This window comes from Zhongshania sp. R06B22 (assembly GCF_040892595.1).
Classification (GTDB): Bacteria; Pseudomonadota; Gammaproteobacteria; order Pseudomonadales; family Spongiibacteraceae; genus Spongiibacter; species Spongiibacter arctica.
The window spans coordinates 1,618,942-1,639,962 of record NZ_JBFRYB010000001.1 but is presented as its reverse complement, the minus strand read 5'-3'; the positions used below and the strand labels follow the sequence as shown (position 1 = coordinate 1,639,962).

Sequence of the window (21,021 nt, the reverse complement as noted above, 5' to 3'; positions counted from 1 at the left end):
ACGAACTTTATTTACACGAAGGAGTTCGCATGAGTATTTTTGAAGAACGTGAATCAGGTATCCGCGCCTATTGCCGGGTTTACCCAGTGGTCTTCGACAAAGCCACCAACGCCCGTCAAACCGATGAGAATGGCAAACAGTACATCGATTTTTTTGCCGGTGCTGGGGTTTTAAATTTCGGACATAACAACCCACGCATGAAAAAGGCCATGATCGACTATCTAGAATCGGATGGCGTTACCCATAGCCTCGATATGCACACCACCGCCAAGCGCGACTTTATGGAGCGCTTTGTAAAGACGATTCTTGAGCCACGCAATATGCCCCATAAAATGCAATTTATGGGACCGACTGGCACCAATGCGGTCGAAGCTGCCCTTAAAATTGCGCGGCGCGCCACCAAAAGACAAGAGATAGCAGCCTTCACCCACGGTTTTCACGGTATGACACTGGGCTCGCTAGCCTGCACCGCTAATTCGTATTTTCGCGGCGCCGCGGGCGTGCCCCTTAATCATGTCTCACATCATAAATTTGGATGTCTTGAATCCCTCGAACAACTGGCGGCACACTACGCTGATCCGTCTAGCGGCATTGCTCCCCCCGCCGCGTTTTTAGTAGAAACGATACAAGCGGAAGGCGGCGTGAACGTCGCCAGTAAAGAGTGGCTACACGCCTTGGCCAAACTCGCTGAAGACGTATGCGCCCTGCTTATTGTTGATGACATTCAAGTAGGCTGTGGCCGTACCGGTAGCTATTTTAGCTTCGATGGCATGGGTCTCGATCCCGACATCATTTGTCTCGCCAAAGGCGTTGGCGGCATGGGTACACCCATGGCGCTCAATCTCGTTAAGCCCGCCATTGATAACTATTGGTCACCCGGCGAACACACCGGTACTTTCCGAGGCCAATCACTGTCGTTTGTCGCCGGCAGTGAAGCATTGGGGTATTTCGAGGACAATGAACTAATGACCGAAGTGGCAGAAAAAGCCGAGGTCATGGCGAAAGCACTGGCGCCGCTGGAAAAGAACTTTAAGGCGATTGCGGTGCGCGGCAAGGGTATGATTCTCGGCTTAGATGTAGGCAGCGGCGAGCAAGCCAAAGCAATTGTAGATAGCTGCTTTGCTGCCGGTCTACTCATTGCCAGCTGCGGTACCGGTGGTCGAGTTATTAAATTGATTCCTCCATTAACTATTCCCGATGAAGACCTTCAAGAAGGCTTAGACATTCTGGTACGGCATACCACCAAAGTGATGGAGGCCATCTCATGATTCAGCGCGACGACATGACCTTCCCCTTTGAAGAATACGAGCGTCGTTTATCCGGATTGCGGCAGCGTATTGCCGACCGAAGGTTAGACGCGGTGGTGATTTCTGATCCAGAAAACATCATGTATCTAACCGACTACCAAACCACCGGCTATTCATTCTTCCAAGCTTTAGTTGTGCCGCTGGAAGATGAACCCTTTATGATTACAAGGGCATTGGAAGAGTCGAATATTATTGCCCGCACATGGGTGGAGCGCACACGGCCCTACCCAGATACCGGCGACGCTATTCAAATGTTGGTAGATGCTTTACGAGAGTTCGGTTTGGCCAAAAAGCGTATTGGCTATGAGCGCAATAGCTACTTCTTCCCTGCCTACCAACAGGACCGCGTGCACACCACGCTCACGGAAGCAAAATTACTCGACTGTTTTGGTATTGTTGAACAGGGACGTATTTGTAAATCGCCAGCAGAAATTGAAATTATGCGAAAAGCAGCCTTTGCCACCGAAGCAGGTATGCGGGCCGGAATAGATGCCTGCCAGCCGGGTGTCACTGAAAACGAAATAGGTGCTGCCATCAGCGCGGCCATGTTCCGCGCCGGCGGCGAACCCCCTGCGGTTATGCCTTATGTGACCTCAGGCCCGCGCTCCATGATCGGTCACGCCACTTGGGAAGGCCGTACCGTGTTACCCGGCGAGCACGTATTCTTAGAGGTTGGCGGCTGCTATCGCCGCTATCACACCGCCATGATGCGCACCGTGATACTCGGTGAGCTCAGTGATTCTATGCATCACGCCCAAGAGAAAATGAATCACGCCCTGCACGCTGTTCATGAAAAATTCCAGCCGGGAATGACGGTCTCTGATGCCGATAATCTAGTGCGCAATATTATTACTGATAACGACTGTGGCGCGCGGCTCATAACCCGCTCAGGTTACTCTATCGGTATCGCCTTTCCACCCAGCTGGGACGAAGGCTATATCGTCAGTCTTAAACAGGGCGAATCCGCTGTGCTACAACCAGGCATGACCTTCCATATTATTCCGTGGATGTGGGGTGTAGACGGCGATAAGACTTGTGGAATATCAGATTCCATTTATATCACCGACACCGGCTGTGAATCATTTTTCACTATGGACAGAGATTTCACCGTAAAGCCTGAAGCCGGAAAACCAGCAATGCTAAAGATTGACGAAGCACGAAAAAACAAAAAGGAAAAGTCTGACAGTATTAAAAGTTCAGACGATGTAAAAACAGAAAACGGCGAGTAAACCACACATTTATTCATGGCAATAAAAGCCTGAATCAAGATCACAACGAGGTAGCTATGCTGATAGCGAAGAATCCGTGTACCGGTAAAATCATTGCCGAGTACCCCACCCTCAATAACACCCAACTTCACGAGCGGATTGGCGACGCCTTCCGCGCGGCAGACCAATGGCAAGCGCTAAGCTACCAAGAGCGAGGACAAACACTGACAGCCGTCGCCGCCGAGCTACGCAAACAAAAAGACAGGCTGGCAGAATTAATGGCCCTTGAAATGGGCAAGCCCTTCAAAGAAGGTATCGCTGAAGTTGAAAAGGCTGCTGGCTGCGCAGAGTATTATGCAGAACACGCCGCCGAGCACTTGGCCCCGCAAACTCTGCCCTCAGACGCCAGCATCAGCTACGTTTGCCACCCGCCACTGGGTACCTTACTTGGCATTCTGCCTTGGAATGCGCCGCTGTGGCTGGCCTTTCGCTACTTGGCGCCCGCATTAATGGCCGGTAATACCTGCGTAATGAAGCACGACCCCAACGTGCCAGCCTGCGCCATTGCCATCGCTAAAGTGTTTGCCGACGCCGGTGCGCCAGAAAATATTGTGGTCAATCTACCCATAGATAACGACACCATAGAAACCGCCATCCGCGACCCTCGCATCGCCGCGGTATCCTTCACAGGCTCTGGCAACGCAGGCCGTAAAGTTGCCGCCGTAGCTGGTTCAGAAATAAAACCCACGGTATTGGAGTTAGGCGGCTCAGACCCCTGCATCGTACTTGCAGATGCAAACTTAGAAGCCGCAGCCGACATTGCCACCCTGTCCCGAATGATTAATGCCGGGCAGTCCTGTATTGCCGCAAAACGTATTATTGTCGAAGACTCGGTATACGATGTCTTTGTTGAAAAACTCCAAAGTCGCATGGCCAAGTTCAAATCCGGTGACCCACTACTGGCAGACACCGACGTTGGTCCTATCGCCCGCGAGGATCTGCGGCAAAACCTGCATCGCCAGGTCACAGAAACCATTAACGCCGGTGCCAAATGCCTATTGGGCGGTGAGCTAAGCGATGGCCCCGGTTTCTTTTATCCACCGACCCTGCTCATTGATGTCACCGAAGGCATGTGCGCGTTTAAAGAAGAAACCTTCGGTCCGATTATGGTGGTGATACGGGCGGCCGATGTGGAAGAAGCGGTGCAGCTCGCCAATGAAACGCCCTACGGCCTAGGTGCCGCCGTCTGGACCAGCAATGCGGAGCTAGCCACCAATATCGCCAATCGTCTTGAAGCCGGCCAAGTCGCTATCAACGGCATCGTCAAAACTGACTCACGCTTACCCAGCGGCGGTATAAAAGGCTCTGGCTATGGCCGCGAACTCGGGCCACATGGCATTCGGGAATTTGTGAATAGCAAGCAGATTTGGGTGAAGTGACCGGCATAAGCTAGCACTGAGATTAATCAGTGCTAGCTCTGCGCTACGTCATTTATTATGACTTCAGCGCACTCTATTAAATTAAAAAATTTTAGACATAACTTACACCAAGACTTGCCGGGTGTTTGCTATGTAGTGATGAACCTGATCCTCAATTTTAGAGTCAATCATGGTTTCTGGACGACGATCATTTGGGCAGGGCATGCGCGGGGTGGTACCAAACAATCTGCAAATCAAGGGACGTTCCCCATAGACAGTGCAACCCTTTGGACCCAAGTGTACGCAGCTAAAGTCATTTAAAGCGGCATCATGTTCGGCGTCGGTTTTCTCTGGCAACCGCGACATTTCTTCCGAAGAGGTCGTTACCGGACCGCAGCAATCGTGGCAACCCGGCACACACTCGAAGGACGGAATTTGCTCGCGTAAGCGCGCGATAATATCTCGATTATTGTAAACACTATCCACCTTTTGTACTGCTCCCTGCCCCATTATTGCTCTACGCCGGTCGCTAGTTTATCAGCTTTAGCACGATCACATTGCGACGCCTTTTAATATCAATACCTACCCAGGTAAGCGATCGCCTTTTGCATCCGACGGGACAGACTCATTCACTGTGGCACGCAGCCGAGCTAGCTTACTAAATGGTAATCCTTAAGAATTGATTACAAGGCTGCGCAATGAAATACTCTGCAACCTATAAAGATAACAGTAACAAGCCAAATAGAGAGCAGCGCCATGGAATTACCTGAGCCCGTCAACATCACTACTCTGCCTGAAACCCCGCTGGAATCAGGTCACCTTAATCACAATGACTTCCCATGGGTCGATCAGGGCTGGGGTATTGAAGTCAAAGTCTTACAGGTCTGCAACGTCACCGGCAGCTGGATTATTATGAACCGTTTTGCGCCTGGCACGCAGCTGCCAACCCATCGGCATAGCGGTGTCGTAAAAGCCTATACCCTGCAGGGAAAATGGGGTTACCTGGAAAGTAATTTCACCGCCACAGCGGGCTCAATTATTATGGAACCGGCCAACACCGCACATACGCTGAAGGTAGCTGATGACGCAGGCGAGCCAACTGTTGTCTTCTTCACTATTGAAGGCAGCTTGGTGAATTACACCGAAGACGGCACCATTTGGGGCATTTCCGATGGCCATACTCAATTGGCAGAGTATATCCGTTTGGGTAAAGAGCAAGGCCACAACATTTCGGCCGAGAGCATTCTTTAAATACTCGTCACCTTTATCCACAGCCTAGTTGAAACCCTATTATGAATGCCAAGACCCTAGAAAATTTGGACATATACGACCCCGATAACTATGTTGACGCCGTGCCCTTGGCAGACTTTAAAACATTGCGTGATGAGGCGCCGGTTTACTGGCACTCGCATCCCGATGGCGGTGGCTATTGGGTGATAAGCCGGCATCAAGATGTGATGAAGGTGTCCCGTGATAATAAGACCTTCTCCGCAGAGCGTGGCTTTGTGCTGGTAGATGATCTGCCCCCAGAGATTCTAGAACAGGTTAAAGGCCAGCTACTCGGTATGGACCCACCAAATCACGGGCCCCTTCGGCGCTCGGTGATCACCCGCTTCACCTCAAAAATGTTGGCCGAGTTAGAGCCTAAAGTGCGTGACATCACTCGCACTATTTTACTGGCAGCACTGGAAAAGCCCGAATGTAATTTTGTCTACGATGTCGCGGGAGAACTACCAACGTCGGTTATTGGCTCGATGATGGGCGTACCGCAAGATATGTGGCACCAGTTGCGTGAGTGGTCAGATATGCAAACGTCTGCCAGTGACCCAGATATTGGCGGCACCCCAGAAGAGGTGCAAGCGGCATCAATAGAAATGGGAACCTATGGCTATATGTTAGCTGCAGAACGCAAAGATAAGGGCGGTGATGATCTGATCTCCCTATTGGTGAATGTGGAGGTGGATGGCCACCAGGTTTCCGAAATGGAGTTTGCTTCACTCTTTGTGCAGATCACCGTAGCCGGCAATGAAACAACCCGCGCCTTAATCTCCGGCGGCATGTACGAACTGATACAGCGTCCAGAGCTCTATCGCGAATTGGAAGCAAAGCACCTAGAGAACCCGGAGTTAATGAAAAGCGCCATCGAAGAAATGCTGCGCTGGACCTGCCCCCTGCATTACTTCCGCCGCACTGCCACCTGCGATACCGAAATTGGCGGGCAGCAGATCAAAGAAAATGACAAAGTCGTTATGCTATATAGCTCTGCTAACTTTGACGATACCGTTTTTGAGAACCCAGAAGTCTTCGATATTCATCGCTCACACAACCCGCATATGGCTTTTGGTCACGGCATTCATTTATGCCTAGGGGCCAATCTAGCTCGTATGGAAACACGCATTTTCTTTGAAGAATTCTTTAAACTATTTTCAGGGATTGAACTAAGCGGAAAAGCCGTGCGGATTCGCTCCAATATGGCGAATGGCTTTAAAGAAATGCCCGTAAAGCTATATCCTCGTTAGCGAGTAATGCTGCAATAGCTGAGAAGGTGTGAACATTCATGTTCGCGCCTGTCAGTCCTTCCGCATTCAACTGAGCTTAAGAATTAAATCGCCATACAGAACAGTGATCGAGTCTTAGGCTTCAAGCGTCGACAACAGTCAGGCAACTCTTGAACGTTTGCATCAACTGCATAACACTCTCCACTGACATATCAAGTGGATTAAATTTCGATCCGCCAGCATATAATTTTATTAAAGACTCGGTCATAGAAGATTCTTTTACATAGGCCATATCCCAATTGGAATAGGCACGTTTTGCTATTTGCCTGTAATCAATTAGGACAATGTCACTATGGCGAGAGTCGCTAATAATTTTGTTATATACAGAGTTAACAGCGCTAGGTGAACCCTCAAGACACTGCAGATAATATTCACTACCAAAGTACAATAGCCCACTAACATCAACTAATTCATTGTTTCGGCGCGCTTGAATGAGTAACTGCTCGACGTCCACCGTGACCCCGCTATCATCCTCTGCAGAAATGACCCGCTTACTGCAATAAATAAGTTGATACAAAGACATGCTGTAGGCCTACGCTAGTGAGGGAAATCCTGATTACAACCTATAATTTATCCATAAGTGTAACGCTGTGACTATATGTGATTATACGACTTGATTAGCGCTCAACATTTTAGTTTGTCAGCGCCTTAAATGGGGCATAAGCAGTATGTTTAAAGGTTTGTATCGGTAAGGATATAGTTACGAGAAGCCAGTGAGCGCTAAACTCAGGCTAGCGTTCAATTGCGCGGGACATGGAAGCCATCAGCAACGGTTGCTCGCGGTGCGCCCTCCACACAGCTACCATAGACTTTTTTGAGTGACATCACTGCCATGCGCACACTAATCATTCTCCCCCTTATTCTGCTACTCCTGACAGCGTGCAGTAGTGCTAGTTTTGTCTACAAGCGCGCTGATTGGTTTATCAATTGGGCGGTAGATGACTATATTTCCTTTGATCGCGAGCAACAAACTCTATTCGACGCGGCCCTGGAGGATTGGCTTGACTGGCATTGCAGCGCAGAACTACCCCGCTACGGCGAGTATTTGCAAGATTTATCCGCCGTACTTTCTAAGGACGAGCTGCGTATAAGCGACACCTCCTTGCTGGGCTTTTCTGAGCGCGCAAGCGAAGCTTGGACCGCCTCACTTTCACGCGCACTGATCAAGACACCAAAAATACTTGAAAGTCTTAGCGATGAGCAAGTAGCGCAATTTCTAGAAGAGCTCGATAGCAGGAATAAGCATTTCCAGAAAGAGTATGTTGCACTGAATGCCACAGAGCTCGAAAAGCTGCGCGTGGAGCGTGTCCGCGACGCCATGAAACGCTGGGCTGGCAGCATCGACGATGGGCAGCAACAGCTAGCCCTAGAGTGGGCGCGCAGCAGCGATAATATCTACGGTTTGATCTTTACTCGGCGCTTACACTGGCGAGATCGGCTGCAGGAGATATTTTCAAAACGGCCCTACGATAATTTTAAAGTCGATTTAAGCGAGCTGTTTTTACGCCCGGAATTATTGTTGACTGAGGACGAGCGCGGTCGGCTTGCGGCCAGCCAGCAATCTGCGCGAGGACTTCTACAAGCCCTAGACCGCTCTTTGAGCAAGCGTCAGCGCGAGCATTTACTCGTTGAGCTCGGTGAAATCACAGACGATATTACACGCTTAAGTACCCGCGACTGTGGGTCCGCACAGTAAGTAGGCCCCACTGAGCAATAGCCATGCTAGCAGCCCCAAAAACTGCCGTTACAGTTGCGTGTCCACGGTTAATCCCCCGCTTCAGGCAAGCTACGATTCTAATCATTGCGCGTTCGGAGCGCGAGACAAAGTAAGACGTTCAATCACTATTGATTCACAAGCCAAAGCGGTGGTTTCTTTGCCTGGGCGAAATGTTAGTATCACCCTCACCTCCTTAAGCGATACCAGCAATGAATATACAAATTAACGGCACCGTTGCACCGGGCTATGAGTCGGTCAAGCAGCTATACCAACACAATATGAACACCCTAACTGAGCGCAACACCCAGCTATGTATCTATGTCGGCGAGGAGTGTGTGGTTGACCTGTGGGCGTCTGCCATAGACGATGCAACATTCTCTGCAGACTCGCTCGTCAATATCTGGAGCAGTGGAAAAAGCCTAGAGCCTATCCTGCTCGGCATGTTGATTGATCGCGGCTTGCTAGACCTGAATAAGCCTATAAGCGACTACTGGCCCGAATTCAGTGCTCATGGCAAGGGTGATCTTACAGTCGCAGATTTGATGCGCCATGAAGCAGGTCTGCCTGTGTTTGATCAAACCATCAAACCGGACGAGCTACAGACCAGCGCCATCAAGCAAAATGCCATCGGCGCCATTATCGAGCGCCAAACGCCTAGGTTTCGTGAAGGTAGTAATAATCAGCGTGAATACCACGCCTTAACACGTGGCTGGGTCGCCAATGAAGTATTCCGGCGAGTGGAACCTAGTGGCCGCACAATGGGCGAATTCCTACGTCAGGAAATCAGCACTCCCTTTGACGCCGATGTCTATATAGGCCTGCAAGAAACCGAACTGCAGCGCGTTAGCAATGTAAAAGTACTCAGCTTCAAATACCAGTTCTTACAAGGTCTTATCCCACGGATTTTTGGCCGTAAAATGGAACTCAATCTACTGCAAATTATTACTAGAATTTTCCACATATTTTCAAGCCTGAGAAACTCTACTGCCCGAGGTGCACCGGAAGCCATTACTGGCATGAACAATCTACACACTATTAATTCACCCTTGGTATCAAGCGGCGAAACACCGTCAGCAGGCGCTAAGGGCTCAGCCCGCGGTTTAGCAAAACTGGCAGCAGTCATGGCCAACGGTGGCAGCCTCAAGGGGCAGCAACTTATGGGCGACTCGGCCCATGCAGCACTGCACGCAGCAGCTATCGGCCGCAATATGCTGGCAATGAATGTCGCCTTTACCCAGGGCGGTCTGGCAGAGTTTGCACAACAAGGTCCGAAGGCTAGCGCATTCGACAACGGCTTAAACTATGGCCGCGAAGGCTTTTATGGCTGGATGGGGCTAGGCGGATCTATCTTTCAATGGCACCCGCAGCACCGAATCGGCTTTGGCTATGTACCCACGTCACTGAACATCCTCGACTTAGTTAATGAGCGCGGCAAAGCCTATCAAATCGAAGTTGTGCGCTGCATCGAAAACCTGAGCTGAGCATTGGCAAGTAGGGGAATACTATTGAATTCCTCCTTATTTACCAAGCGCGATACCAAGGCTGCTCTGCGTGTACTTCTAAAAGCCATCAGGCGCAATGTTCATTGCCTCCTGACTAGCAAGCGAGGTAAAAATAGACCACGTATTGGCCATTTCGCGTACCGCGACCCAAGAACGTTTTTGGTCCAACTTGGCGAACCTCATCGCCTGCACCCAAAATTGGATAAGTGATTATAGTGCTGGGCTTTCCGTCTAATCCAAGACCATGTGATAGCGACCCGCGTAGCAGCGAAAAGCCGAAAGGCGTAACCCTGTTGTAAATGAAGGATGACTCAAGGTCGATATTCTTTCCTTGCCAGATCATCTGTAGCAGCGCATTTACAACTTGGCCGACCCGAGTACCCGAGAGAACTAAAGATCCGCCGCTGTAAACGCCAGAAACCATTTCCGCTGCGGGCGCAGATTGAAAGCAATTTTTAAGCTCATTAGCGCTCATTAACTTGAGTCCGCGAACATCAAGATTCAATCCATTAGCCATCTTCAAAGCTCCGCTCTAGGCGCGCTAGCACCCCCACCCCGATTTCCGGCAAATACCAAATGATGATTTGCACCGCAGCGATGGTGTTGGCATGGGCCGCGCGATTTTGTCACAAATATAAATTAAACCCTTGGAACCCAAAGGTCAGTTTTTGACTTACACAGATGAGGCGTAAAAGCTGTTCGGCGGGCGTCGATGCGCGCGCCAAATTTTTTGTATTGGACCTTTCTTCAACCTAGCAACACGCTGCCTTCTAGCCAATGAAAGCTTTCATTGGCTGCCGTTTAGCCTCTACTTTTGAGTAGAGGCTCGAATGGTAGCTTAGGGCTCAAGCAGATGGCTGATCTGCGTAAACCTCTTTACTCCACTGGCGCATAAGCTCTATATCATCGTGTTCAAAAGTAAGGGCATACCTAGGAGACAAGTATTCCATCATTCTGAATGCCATCAGACGAAACAATCCAGGCTTGAACCACTTGTAATAAAACAAGCCGAAGCGATCCTTTAGGGTAGGTTTGTATCCGAAGCCTTCAGCCATAATATCCATGGCGTCGGTAAGCATAGAAAAGACATATCTCGCACGAAACGTGGTTTTCAGGCGATGCCAGTAATTATTGTGTGCGAAGTAGCGATACTGGTCGTGGCTTACGGCGCCATGCTCGGCTTCTTCCAAGAAATGCCAATGGAAAACTCGAGCTGCCTGCTCATGCATATCATGACGCATCTCTGGACACTGAAACCAGATTTTCGCGAAGGAATAAAGCGAGTGCTCGCCTGCCGCCACAACGCCCAGCATACCTACAGAGTCTAAACCATCGGTCATCTTGCCTAGCACTTTGCCAAAATTTTCTTGGACAGCCTTAATATTGTAGCCTTGGGATTCCAAACGCTTATTTAGCTTATTATGCACAGAAGAATGTAGCGCCTCTTGGGCAACCATATCCCGAACATCTTTCAATAGCTTGTCATCGTCTTTTATCGTTTCAAGCGTAGGTAATAGCGCTTTAATGAAAAAACTTTCTATCGGCGTAGCGCCTGCCGACATGGCCGCCCACAAATAGCTGATAAGCGGATTCCCACCTTTTACAAAATCTGCGGGAACCTCAGAAAAATCCCAGCGCAGATCCCTTCGAATCGGAATATCGAAGGGAGTTTGGGATAGGCTAGGCTTGCTTTGCGGGTCAGCATGTTGCATTGGTCTGAGCTCCATAACTATTGTTAATTATTTGATGATATAGATGTTGCCACTACGTAGCCTTCATAAGAATGGTCACATCGAACAAATACTTGGCCATAGAGCCCGCTTGAATATGACCCTTAAATCGAAACACCAAACAACCAGATAAGCTGCGCAAACCCGACTAAACCGCCAAGAACACCACCCAACAATACAATTAACATCTGGTCCTGCTCAAAAGCAGGTAATAAAAGTTGCTGGAATTCCTTGGGTTTCAAGGCAGACATCCGCCTAGCGATCAGATCGACTATCGGCAGCGCTAATTTACGATTTGCCTCGGGGTTGTCTATCGTTTCCATAATCCGATCAGCGGTATATTCCACCGACGTTTTTTTCAGCTTTTCAAAGCCGTCCGTCGTTACCGCCATTTGCGCGGCGATTTTACCCAACATATTTTTATCCAAGGCCTTTCTAACATGGCGATGGACAATTCTGTGCACTTCCATACTCTTTGGCCCCAACCATAAATAATCCATAAAGGCTTTGGGACTCATAAAACTACTGGTAAAAATTTCGGCAAATTCCTGACTAACCACAGGCTGTCTTCGTAAATACAAGCCTTGCAGCTTGAATGGGCCAACCATGACAGGGTCAGCGGGATGCGCAATCATCTTGAGTGCAATCCAATTAGTACCGGCGCCAACAAATACACCGAAAACAGGTAATACCCAAGTATAAGGATAGAAATACCAAATCAAGGCCTGCACACAACCCAAGGGGAAACCAAACATCAAGCCAGAACGAATCACAAAGCGCAGCTCACTACCGGCGCAGCGAAGAAACAATTCATTGAGTAATTCAGGCTTATCCCGTACCTGGTTTTCAGCAAGCTGCGCAAAGTCGACAAGCTGATCGGCGCGATCCGCAAATTCTGCCAGTATGGCCTGCGCGACCCCAGGCAGCTTGTCCTGGACCCGAGCAAAAACCATTTTCTTCACCCTTTCTGGCGTGTACTGCCATGCTTGGACATTCTGTTCCACTAATACATCTTCAATCCAATCATCAATATATGGCGAAATTAACTGTTGTATATTTTCGATGGCGTCACCATCGTCAAGGGCCATCACGACCTCCTTGGGGGAACATATTTTTGCGATAGAGATATTCACCAAATTCCGCGTGAGACGAATACGCAGACGTGGAATAATCCCTTGCCAGCCAAAATAACGACCAACCCCAACAAAATTAACAGGGTAAAACATCATTTTTATGCCAAGCAAATTGGTTAACCAACCCACACCGGCTGTCATGGGGGCAATGACTAAATAGGGGATTAACTCATTCCAAGACATAAGCATCTCCGGATGCGTCGGGCCGGCATTCACAAAGCACCGCCAAAAAGGTAAGAGATTTAATAGGACGCACTAAAGAGGGAAATCTAGAGATACGCCCCTTAAATGAGAAGTTGTAAACCTTGTAAGGCGTGCTAATTAGTTTTCTTTGCAATACTCTTCGATAAGAGCATGCAGCCTGCAGCACTAGCTATTTCAGCCAAAGCAGCAAGCATGTGGAGATAGGACAGGTCTTCCTCAACAAGAGCACTCACCAAGCGGATACCGCCAACCGAAGTAAATATCACCGCCAACAAAAATAGCGAGAATATAATATTCTCTCGCTTAATAAGCTGAATACCCAAAAACAACCCTAAACCCAACTGAATACCACCGTAGGTCGCGCGAACATCGATTAATGCATCGCCATCGATAGTGAACTGCCCGGTAAGTGATAAAATCTCCATCGGAAAAAGTAAGTATGCAAGACCAATAAGTATCAACATTGCAGCAACTACCGCCACGACAATGCGCCCTACCTTATGTAAACTCATGAGCGCTCTCCATCGCGTTCTGGAACAAACTTAACTTGGTGTTTTTTTTATACTTTTTGCACTAACCAAAGCTTTTACTTGCTTGAAAACATCACCCGGCAACTCATGGGACAGTGAAGTTATCAACAGCAATAAAACCACGACATCTTGCGGTGTAAGTAAACAAGCTTCACTAGATTACTTTCTACCGCAGTCACATCCTTTTATGGTGTATAGCTCTGACCCAGCACCGGCTTGGTTTACTCTCGAATATCTCGCACAAGTATCCACTCGTTTGAGTGAGCCTGAGCTACAATGGCCAAATATCGAAGTAACTTCAACGACAATGCAAGCGTTAAAAGCCGCCTTATAGTCGAATATGTCATACTTCCTCTGGCTAAACACGACCAGATGACTTTTCGCGGAAGATCCCCTACAGACTGTAGATGCAATATTTTCAGCCATAATAGAGGCCTATATTATCTAGAAGAATGGCTATTATGGACAAATCCTTGGTCAAACATGCCCCCCATCGCGGGGGGAGGCTATCGTCACCTAAATCTGTCAGACTCGATTAACTAAGTTATTAAAATAACAACATCAACATCGCTGGAACTGACATGACGCCAATATACAACGCTAAATCTAAAAAAAGCATCGGACTCACTATTGCTCTAACACAAAGTTTCCTCATGCTATCTAACGCGAGCTATGCGCAGACAGATGAAACAAAAAGATCTCAGTCGATGCGGCTCGAGGAAGTCGTTGTTACTGCTCAGAAGCGATCTGAAAATGTTCGCGATGTTCCAATGTCCTTAGCCGTCATGAGTGGCGACGATATGCGCGACGCAGGTATTAAAAGCTTTAACGATATGGCGCGCTTCATGCCTAATATTTCCTTGAATGACAGCTCCAGCTCTCTCTATGTGAGGGGGATCGGCTCGCCAGAGCTGAATCCAGTCGGTGAGCAAGCAATTGCATTTATTCTTGATGGTGTCTATTTGCCACGTGGCGATTATCTCAAACCCGGCTTTATGGATTTAGAGCGCATTGAAGTCCTCAAAGGGCCACAGGGGACACTTTTCGGTCGGAACGCATCAGGTGGTGTTATTAATATTACCAACGGCCAACCTTCGGACGAATGGATAGGCTCGGTCACCCTAACAGGTGGTGAGCGCAATATTCAGGAAGGTGAAGTAATGATCTCCGGCCCACTCTCGGATGACTTCTCTTTTCGCTTTGCAGCCAAACGTCGCACTGAGGATGGCAGCACCTACAGTGTTACCGACAATGAAACACTGGGTGATCGCGATCTTGAGCAAACACGGCTAATACTGCGCTACAACCCAGAATCAAACTTCGATATTACCCTCGGAGCGACGAAGTTTGGCTACCGCATTGAAACGTGGCTTGGCAATGAGTATCACGAATACCCTACTGACCTAGGATTAGTGGTTGGTACCCTCGACCCCAAACTAGAAACAACTCTTGATCGTAGAACCAGTGCACCCAATGATAGCCAATTTGATGGTAACGGCTATATGATTCCGCTAACCATAAATATTGATGTCGGTGACAGCACCATTACGTCAATAACCTCAATCGCGGAACTGGAAGACAATCAGGGTGGTGACATAGACAACACCGCCGCTGATATAGCAGCATTGCCGATACACATGAAAAACAGTCAATTCAGTCAGGAGCTGCGCTTCACTTCAGCACCGGGCGACTTCGAGTATATTGCAGGACTTTATTACTTCACAGCCCAGCAAGATACCGAACTTAGCTTGCCTCTTTATTTAGGTGCTAACACAGTATTCACATACCTTGGGGATACTCTACTAGGCGACTCCCTCCCCATTGTCGGGGATATTTTAGGGCTAATATCTCCACTTGTTCCTACAGGGAGCTCCGGAGATGAAGTCGACTCGCTGGTTGAATTAAATGATATCTCCACGACGTCTGCCGCTATATTTGGCCAAGCCAAATGGCAAATGTTAGACGAATTAGCTCTAATAGTAGGTGCTCGATATTCTCGCGACGTGAAAGACGGCTTCTACGGCGCCTATTCCACTGGACCCGCACCAATCTTTCCACTATTAACGGGTGTTGATTTTGAAGTGGAAGCCAAGGTTGTTGACAAAGACTTCTCACCCAAGGTCTCACTTAGCTGGGAACCATTTGATGAAGCGACCTTTTACGCCACCTATGCACAAGGCTTTCGCGCAGGTAGTTTCAATAACGGCGCAACCTTCCCAGACAAAGTGCTATTCGACGCCGAGTCTTCAGATACCTATGAACTGGGTGTAAAAACCGAATTACTGGGTGGCGCAGCAAGACTGAATGTCGGCTTGTTCCAAACTATCTATCAAGACTACCAAATCAGTACTTTTATAGGCTTGGGCTACATAACCTCGAACGCTGAAGAAGTAGAATCTAGAGGCGTCGAGGCCGATGGTACCCTCATGCTTCTACCCGGGCTGATCCTGAATGGTAACGTCGGCTATAACGACGCAAAATTCATTAAACACACCAATGGTGGCTGCCCTACAAAATCTGTATCACAAGATCCCGGTGCTTTGCTTGGCAGCGCCACCAACAGCAATGAGGTTTGCGACCTCAGTGGTCGCGACCTACATCGCGCGCCTAAATGGAACGGTAGTATCCGTCTCGACTATGTGTTCGAACCATTTAACTGGGGTGTCGATCTATTCGCTGGTGTTGACGCAACCTTTAAGGGCGACGAGTTATTCGACTCTGACCTCGATCCACTAGACAGCCAGGAAGCGCATTGGTTGTACAACGCCCGTATTGGCATAAAAAGTCAGCTAGACACATGGCGCGTTGAAGTTCACGGTAAGAATCTAAGCGACGAGCTGATTAAATTGTGGAGTGGTGATGCCATCCTAGCCTCGGGCGGGCACTTTGCCAGCACCAACAATCCGCGCTACTTCTTTGCCACGGTATCTTACCGCTACTAGGCCTTTGCTAAGGCAAATAGCCGACATCATCGCAAAATGGTGTCGGCTATTTGCCCGTTTGACCTGCACTACCTCAACCTCCCAGCGCTTCTTAGAAGCAACTCCATTACAACGGCAAAGACTCAACAGCCCAAGATATGTAATCCAAATTATCTTATTCGCTTATCGTAGAACTTTCTGCCACCGAGACGCCAAGGTAGTCGCCAATCCTTATGAGAAATAAAAAATATCGAATCGCAATCGTAGGTGGCTCCATCGCTGGTTGCAGTGCGGCGATTGCACTCGCCAAAAACGGCCACGATGTTCAAATTTTTGAGCGCTCCTCTAGTAAATTACAGGATCGCGGCGCCGGGATCGTGATACCCACACCGTTATTCGAGTCTCTCAAGGAACAGCAATGGCTAGACCAAGACACCCCACATACCCCGCTAAGTGGTATGAGCTATAGAGTAAAAGACGCTAGCAATGCCGAAGAAGGCCGTTCGATATGGCACCGCCCACTCGACGCAGTTTCGATGCGATGGGGCCACCTTTTTGCACAACTAAGGAAACGGGTATTTGAGCAAGACTACATCAATGGTATTGACGTCCTGGACATCAAACAAAATGACGATCAGAGCCAAGTACTCACATTAAGCGACGGCTCTACCTATCTCGCAGACCTTGTGATCGCAGCAGACGGCATCCACTCTCGGACCCGCGATCTAGTCAATGGCCCAACAAAGATTAACTATTCGGGGTATGTGCTATGGCGCGGGCTACTAGACCAAACATCAGCGCCCGCGTGGCAAATACCCACACCGCAAAACGATGTTCTCTGGCACCCATACAACGGCGGAATGGCTGGCTGTTATGTCATTCCTGCGAGCGAACACTCGGCCTCAACGCAAAAACATACCTTAAACTGGGGAATCTACGACAAGGTCGATATCGATCTTCTTAGCAAACTATTACCTGACGCGAAAAGCCCTGAAGCAAGCTCGGCACACTCACTAAATGATTCTGCCAAAAAGCATCTGCGCAACTTACTGAATAATATTCCCGCCTTAAGCGCAAACCTGTTTCGCCAAACATCTGCCCCTTTTGTTCAAGCAATTGTAGATCTCGATGCAAAGAAATTAGTAACTAGCAACATTGTACTTATCGGTGACGCAGCAGCGGTACTTCGGCCACACGCAGCCTCAGGCGCGGTAAAAGCCATCGACAATGCCCTGAGCCTTGCGCAGGCATTGCAAAGCACATCATCGTCAATCTCAGACAATTTACAAAGCTGGCAGCTGCAGGAATCACCCAAGCTTCGGCAACAGGTCACCCTTTCTAGAACCCTCGGCGACGGACTAGTCACATCCGCACCGATATGGAACGATATGTCTGAAACCGAGATGAACCAATGGTGGCAATCGATGCTAGAGGGTAAAAACTGGTATATGAAGTAGCTCTAGCGAATCGGAGCTTGTCCAAGCATATCTATAATAAAAAAGCGGGCATCTTTCAATATCGACTTATCGATAAGGTCAATCGTGACGCACACCAAGCAATGTAATGACAGGATCGTGGGTGAATTTAGCTAAGGGCACCCTTTACCTGACATAAACAGTATGTCCATTTACGGCAAAGTCTACTCAAGCCGCAGATACATCAACTCTCATCTAAGCGCTCCCAGCAACGATGCCTACTATTTGGAATGAAAAACATATCATTTCCTGGACCGTACGCAATGCGGTGAGAGTGCGTCATAATAAACAAGTACTTGGTCTTATTGACAGTTCTAGCCCGTGATGCCTAAATGGTAGAATAATTTCTGCCCTCATAAAATCAACAAACAAAGGCTTTGCAATGTCAGGCTCACTCTCAACGTTCTGGGTATATCTGCAGGAGATATTGGAAAACGCGATACCTCCCGAAAGCCCGGTCCGCGGCGAGCTAAATGAACTAGTCCAAAGCTTTGCCAAAAATCCATTCGCCGATCAGCACGAGCAAGCACGTCGTCTTTTCGAAATTATGGCTGAGCTGCCCCTAGGACATGAGCTAGCGTTTCTAGCCGGTTCGCAAATTCCGCTAACTGCCTACGCGCCGCTCGCAATACCCATGAAGTTTGCACCAACGCTTGGCGACAGCCTGCATTTTCTTGCACGTTATGTGAAGCTTCAGGCACCGTTGATCACTTTCGATTTCACTCAAGATGAACATTTCGGCTATTTCGCGTTGGATTTCAGATTGCCGACATCTGAAACAGCGGAAATATTTCTCACCGCCGCTGTATTTTCTGCACTTTCCGCTGAGCTCTCATTAGTCACTGGCGGCAGCCATAATTTCCACAGTATAAAACTTCGAAATTGCACAGATACCTATCTAGCAATGTACAAAAAGTTCTTTGCCATTTGCCCTGACATCAATTTAAGTGAAAATACAGGTGTGATTCCCAAGAAAGTGTTAGAGACGCCAAATCCCTTTGCTGACCGAGCCTCGTTTAAACGCTATGGCGTAGAGTATGAACAACAATTAAAAGACAGCAGAATTACCGGTCAGCTTTCCGAAAAAATCAGCGGAATACTAACTTCCCAGATCTCTCAGCCCCCAAATATGCACGATCTTGCCTTACAACTAAATCTTTCTGATCGTCAGTTGCGATTCGCGCTGACCAAAGAAGGTACCAGCTATCGCGAATTATTAATGCGTTGTCGAGTTGAGTATTCCCGCACCCAGCTAAGAAACCCAAGAATGAATATATCTCAGCTTGCCCGGAAGCTCGGATATAACGACATCACCGCCTTCAATCATGGATTTAAACGGTGGACAGGAAAGAGTCCAACCGAATTCCAAAGAGAGCTGTTATCCAAGTAATTTGCTGCCGTCATGTTTAGCAACAGCGATGGTTATACATTTGTGAACGGCGATCTGCCTAGCAAATATATTTGTCAGAATGACCAAGACAATGTCGAATATAGACATTCCGCTCCATCCTTCCCACCTCTATCCTAGAAATAATAAAAAGTTCGTACTATTGCAACGGACCATGAAAATAGGAAATAGTTATGAGTAACAGCGGTATTCCTTTAGACGACCTAAACCAGACACAAACGATCTCACAGACACCGTTCGATATACCGGTACGCCGGGATTTGGAGTGGGACTTCTCCCAAGTAGAACGCCAATTTGTAGAAGGCGATATATTCCTAAGTTACCTGTATGCCGCATTCTCATGCGGAGCCACTCCCATAGAAAGTTTTTTCATAAAATCACTTAAACCCACACTAGACAGCATTGTTGGGGATGACAAATTAAAACGTGATGTTGATGCGATGATTAAACAGGAGGCATTACACTCCTCTACTCACCGAAAATTCAATAATCGTTTAAAAGAGCTTGGCTACGATATTGATGGCGCAACCCAATACTTCGACAATAAGTTAAAGGAAATGGTTGCTGGATTTACACCAATCGACCAGCTGGGTTTCGTTTCCGCTGCAGAGCACGGGCTTTACTCCTTCGCAATGATTCTACTGAATGACCGCGCAATGCAAGCGCAAATTCATCCTCAAGCAAGGCGTCTGTTTGTTTGGCATTTTATGGAAGAGGCCGAGCACGGTGCAGTTAGTCACGACCAATATCGCTACTTTATGGGTAATGCCTACAGCCACCGCATGAAGACAGCACTGCGCGCATCACAACACGTATTCAATCTCGTCGACGGCGCATTAGACATATTTGCGGAGGGATTTGGGCACTCCCGCTCCGTCAAGAACCGCATAGCTCTGCTAAAGTACCAATGGGCGACCCCTGGCATATACCGGCAGATGGCTGTGCGGATGGCAGAGTACATGTCGCCTAGCTATAAACTAACATTCGGGCATGAGAACACTAGCCTAATTCAGAAATATGAAAAGGAAATATACGCGCCGCAAAATCTGGTTGTTTAAAAAATAAAAAGTTAACTTGCGCTAAGGTTTTCAATAAACCTTAACGCAACTGTCTTGCATAGCAATAATAAAAGAGAGTATGTCTATGAAAATTCAGGAAGGTTACAAATACTCGAGTAAGCCTCGTGGCTTCTTTAGAGCGGTACTCGCCACATGGCGGGTTCTTAAAGATCCTGACGATTTGGAGGCGAATGTAGATGAAGCTGCAATTGTCGAAATCTATTTTAATCGCTCAAAGTTCGGTAAGAAAATCGCTCGCTGGGATCTACTAGCCGAAGAACTTCTAGAAGACCACCCTGAAGTCGCAGAGGCCATGAAAAGCAGACGCAGGCTGAAACGTATCGATCAACAGCACTTAGCAAGCATGCCTGTTGGCAGTTTTGGTCATACTTTCGCAAGTTTATCTCTTGAGCGCGGTATCGATCCAAATATTGTCGAACCAATACCAGGAAATACTGATGGCGACTGGTTAATGGCTCACCTGTACGAAACGCATGACTTTTGGCATGTTTTAACCGGGCACTATTTCAATATGAACGGTGAATACGGGGTCTCCGGATTCTACATGGCGCAAATGCCCAAGTTTTCATTCTTTGCGTTTTTTCTGTCTATTTTGACCCTGCAACACGTTTGGAAAAAACGTGACAGCTTGGGTGACATTGTTCGCGCCTTCTGTAAGGGCTACGATATTGGTAGCAAGGCAAAATGTGTCGTCGGCTTAGACTGGGAAAATATATATCATCGAAATCTGGATGAATTACGCGAAGAACTCGGTATCTCAGAAGCGGGCACACTGCCAAGCACGCTCTCTCTTGCCGCGTAAATCCAAATATGATCCATCTACTAGCTAGC

General features: G+C 48.2%; 18 protein-coding genes. 12 read left to right on the top strand and 6 right to left on the bottom strand.

Annotation, left to right across the window (positions count from 1 at the left end; genetic code table 11):
- Positions 1–29: 29 nt before the first annotated feature.
- From AB4875_RS07385 to AB4875_RS07375, 3 genes are read left to right on the top strand one after another with little or no spacing between them, the layout of a single operon-like run.
- Positions 30–1,268 (top strand): aspartate aminotransferase family protein, encoded by a 1,239-nt coding sequence (locus tag AB4875_RS07385; RefSeq protein WP_368375412.1) that lies wholly within the window; start codon positions 30–32, stop codon positions 1,266–1,268.
- Complete coding sequence (gene doeA, locus AB4875_RS07380; RefSeq protein WP_368375411.1) at positions 1,265–2,536, top strand: ectoine hydrolase; 1,272 nt, start codon at positions 1,265–1,267, stop codon at positions 2,534–2,536. The genes AB4875_RS07385 and doeA overlap by 4 nt, the downstream gene beginning before the upstream one ends.
- A 56-nt stretch (positions 2,537–2,592) precedes the next feature.
- On the top strand, positions 2,593–3,954 hold the full coding sequence (locus AB4875_RS07375) for an NAD-dependent succinate-semialdehyde dehydrogenase (RefSeq protein WP_368375410.1): 1,362 nt from the start codon (positions 2,593–2,595) through the stop codon (positions 3,952–3,954).
- A 102-nt stretch (positions 3,955–4,056) separates the two neighbouring features.
- Here the strand turns inward: AB4875_RS07375 and AB4875_RS07370 are convergent, their stop codons facing one another.
- Positions 4,057–4,419: a YkgJ family cysteine cluster protein gene (locus AB4875_RS07370; protein ID WP_438273521.1), complete on the bottom strand. Its 363-nt coding sequence runs from the start codon at positions 4,417–4,419 to the stop codon at positions 4,057–4,059.
- Between the two features lie 270 nt (positions 4,420–4,689).
- Here AB4875_RS07370 and AB4875_RS07365 point away from each other — a divergent pair, with 270 nt between their 5' ends.
- A complete protein-coding gene (locus tag AB4875_RS07365; RefSeq protein ID WP_368375409.1) occupies positions 4,690–5,184 on the top strand; it encodes a 2,4'-dihydroxyacetophenone dioxygenase family protein in 495 nt (164 codons plus the stop codon).
- 41 nt (positions 5,185–5,225) lie between these two features.
- Entirely contained in the window at positions 5,226–6,452 is a 1,227-nt protein-coding gene (locus AB4875_RS07360) for a cytochrome P450 (protein ID WP_368375408.1), read from the top strand.
- A gap of 121 nt (positions 6,453–6,573) precedes the next feature.
- On the opposite strand, the gene AB4875_RS07355 is transcribed toward AB4875_RS07360, so the two are convergent.
- The gene (locus AB4875_RS07355; protein ID WP_368375407.1) at positions 6,574–7,014 is read right to left on the bottom strand and encodes a BLUF domain-containing protein; all 441 of its coding nucleotides are present in this window, start codon (positions 7,012–7,014) and stop codon (positions 6,574–6,576) included.
- Positions 7,015–7,305: 291 nt separating this feature from the next.
- Here AB4875_RS07355 and AB4875_RS07350 point away from each other — a divergent pair, with 291 nt between their 5' ends.
- Positions 7,306–8,187, top strand: coding sequence for a DUF6279 family lipoprotein (locus tag AB4875_RS07350; RefSeq protein WP_368375406.1), 882 nt, complete (start codon positions 7,306–7,308; stop codon positions 8,185–8,187).
- A 230-nt stretch (positions 8,188–8,417) separates the two neighbouring features.
- Positions 8,418–9,689, top strand: a complete 1,272-nt coding sequence (locus AB4875_RS07345; protein ID WP_368375405.1) for a serine hydrolase domain-containing protein — start codon at positions 8,418–8,420, stop codon at positions 9,687–9,689.
- A gap of 115 nt (positions 9,690–9,804) precedes the next feature.
- On the opposite strand, the gene AB4875_RS07340 is transcribed toward AB4875_RS07345, so the two are convergent.
- From AB4875_RS07340 to AB4875_RS07325, 4 genes are all read right to left on the bottom strand, one after another.
- Positions 9,805–10,227 carry a hypothetical protein gene (locus AB4875_RS07340; RefSeq protein ID WP_368375404.1) on the bottom strand — a complete coding sequence of 141 codons (423 nt, stop codon included), beginning with the start codon at positions 10,225–10,227 and terminating at the stop codon, positions 9,805–9,807.
- A gap of 328 nt (positions 10,228–10,555) precedes the next feature.
- Positions 10,556–11,422, bottom strand: coding sequence for a metal-dependent hydrolase (locus tag AB4875_RS07335; protein WP_368375403.1), 867 nt, complete (start codon positions 11,420–11,422; stop codon positions 10,556–10,558).
- Positions 11,423–11,544: 122 nt separating this feature from the next.
- Positions 11,545–12,756: a DUF445 domain-containing protein gene (locus tag AB4875_RS07330; protein ID WP_368375402.1), complete on the bottom strand. Its 1,212-nt coding sequence runs from the start codon at positions 12,754–12,756 to the stop codon at positions 11,545–11,547.
- 134 nt (positions 12,757–12,890) lie between these two features.
- The gene (locus tag AB4875_RS07325) at positions 12,891–13,289 is read right to left on the bottom strand and encodes a DUF4345 family protein (RefSeq protein ID WP_368375401.1); all 399 of its coding nucleotides are present in this window, start codon (positions 13,287–13,289) and stop codon (positions 12,891–12,893) included.
- A 725-nt stretch (positions 13,290–14,014) separates the two neighbouring features.
- Here AB4875_RS07325 and AB4875_RS07320 point away from each other — a divergent pair.
- The 5 genes from AB4875_RS07320 (at position 14,015) to AB4875_RS07300 (ending at position 20,992) form a co-directional block, all read left to right on the top strand.
- The gene (locus AB4875_RS07320; RefSeq protein WP_368375400.1) at positions 14,015–16,249 is read left to right on the top strand and encodes a TonB-dependent receptor; all 2,235 of its coding nucleotides are present in this window, start codon (positions 14,015–14,017) and stop codon (positions 16,247–16,249) included.
- Between the two features lie 212 nt (positions 16,250–16,461).
- Positions 16,462–17,685, top strand: coding sequence for an FAD-dependent monooxygenase (locus tag AB4875_RS07315; protein ID WP_368375399.1), 1,224 nt, complete (start codon positions 16,462–16,464; stop codon positions 17,683–17,685).
- Between the two features lie 445 nt (positions 17,686–18,130).
- Positions 18,131–19,093, top strand: a complete 963-nt coding sequence (locus tag AB4875_RS07310) for an AraC family transcriptional regulator (protein WP_368375398.1) — start codon at positions 18,131–18,133, stop codon at positions 19,091–19,093.
- Between the two features lie 191 nt (positions 19,094–19,284).
- Positions 19,285–20,169, top strand: coding sequence for a metal-dependent hydrolase (locus AB4875_RS07305; RefSeq protein ID WP_368375397.1), 885 nt, complete (start codon positions 19,285–19,287; stop codon positions 20,167–20,169).
- A gap of 85 nt (positions 20,170–20,254) precedes the next feature.
- Entirely contained in the window at positions 20,255–20,992 is a 738-nt protein-coding gene (locus tag AB4875_RS07300; RefSeq protein WP_368375396.1) for a Coq4 family protein, read from the top strand.
- Positions 20,993–21,021 lie beyond the last annotated feature (29 nt).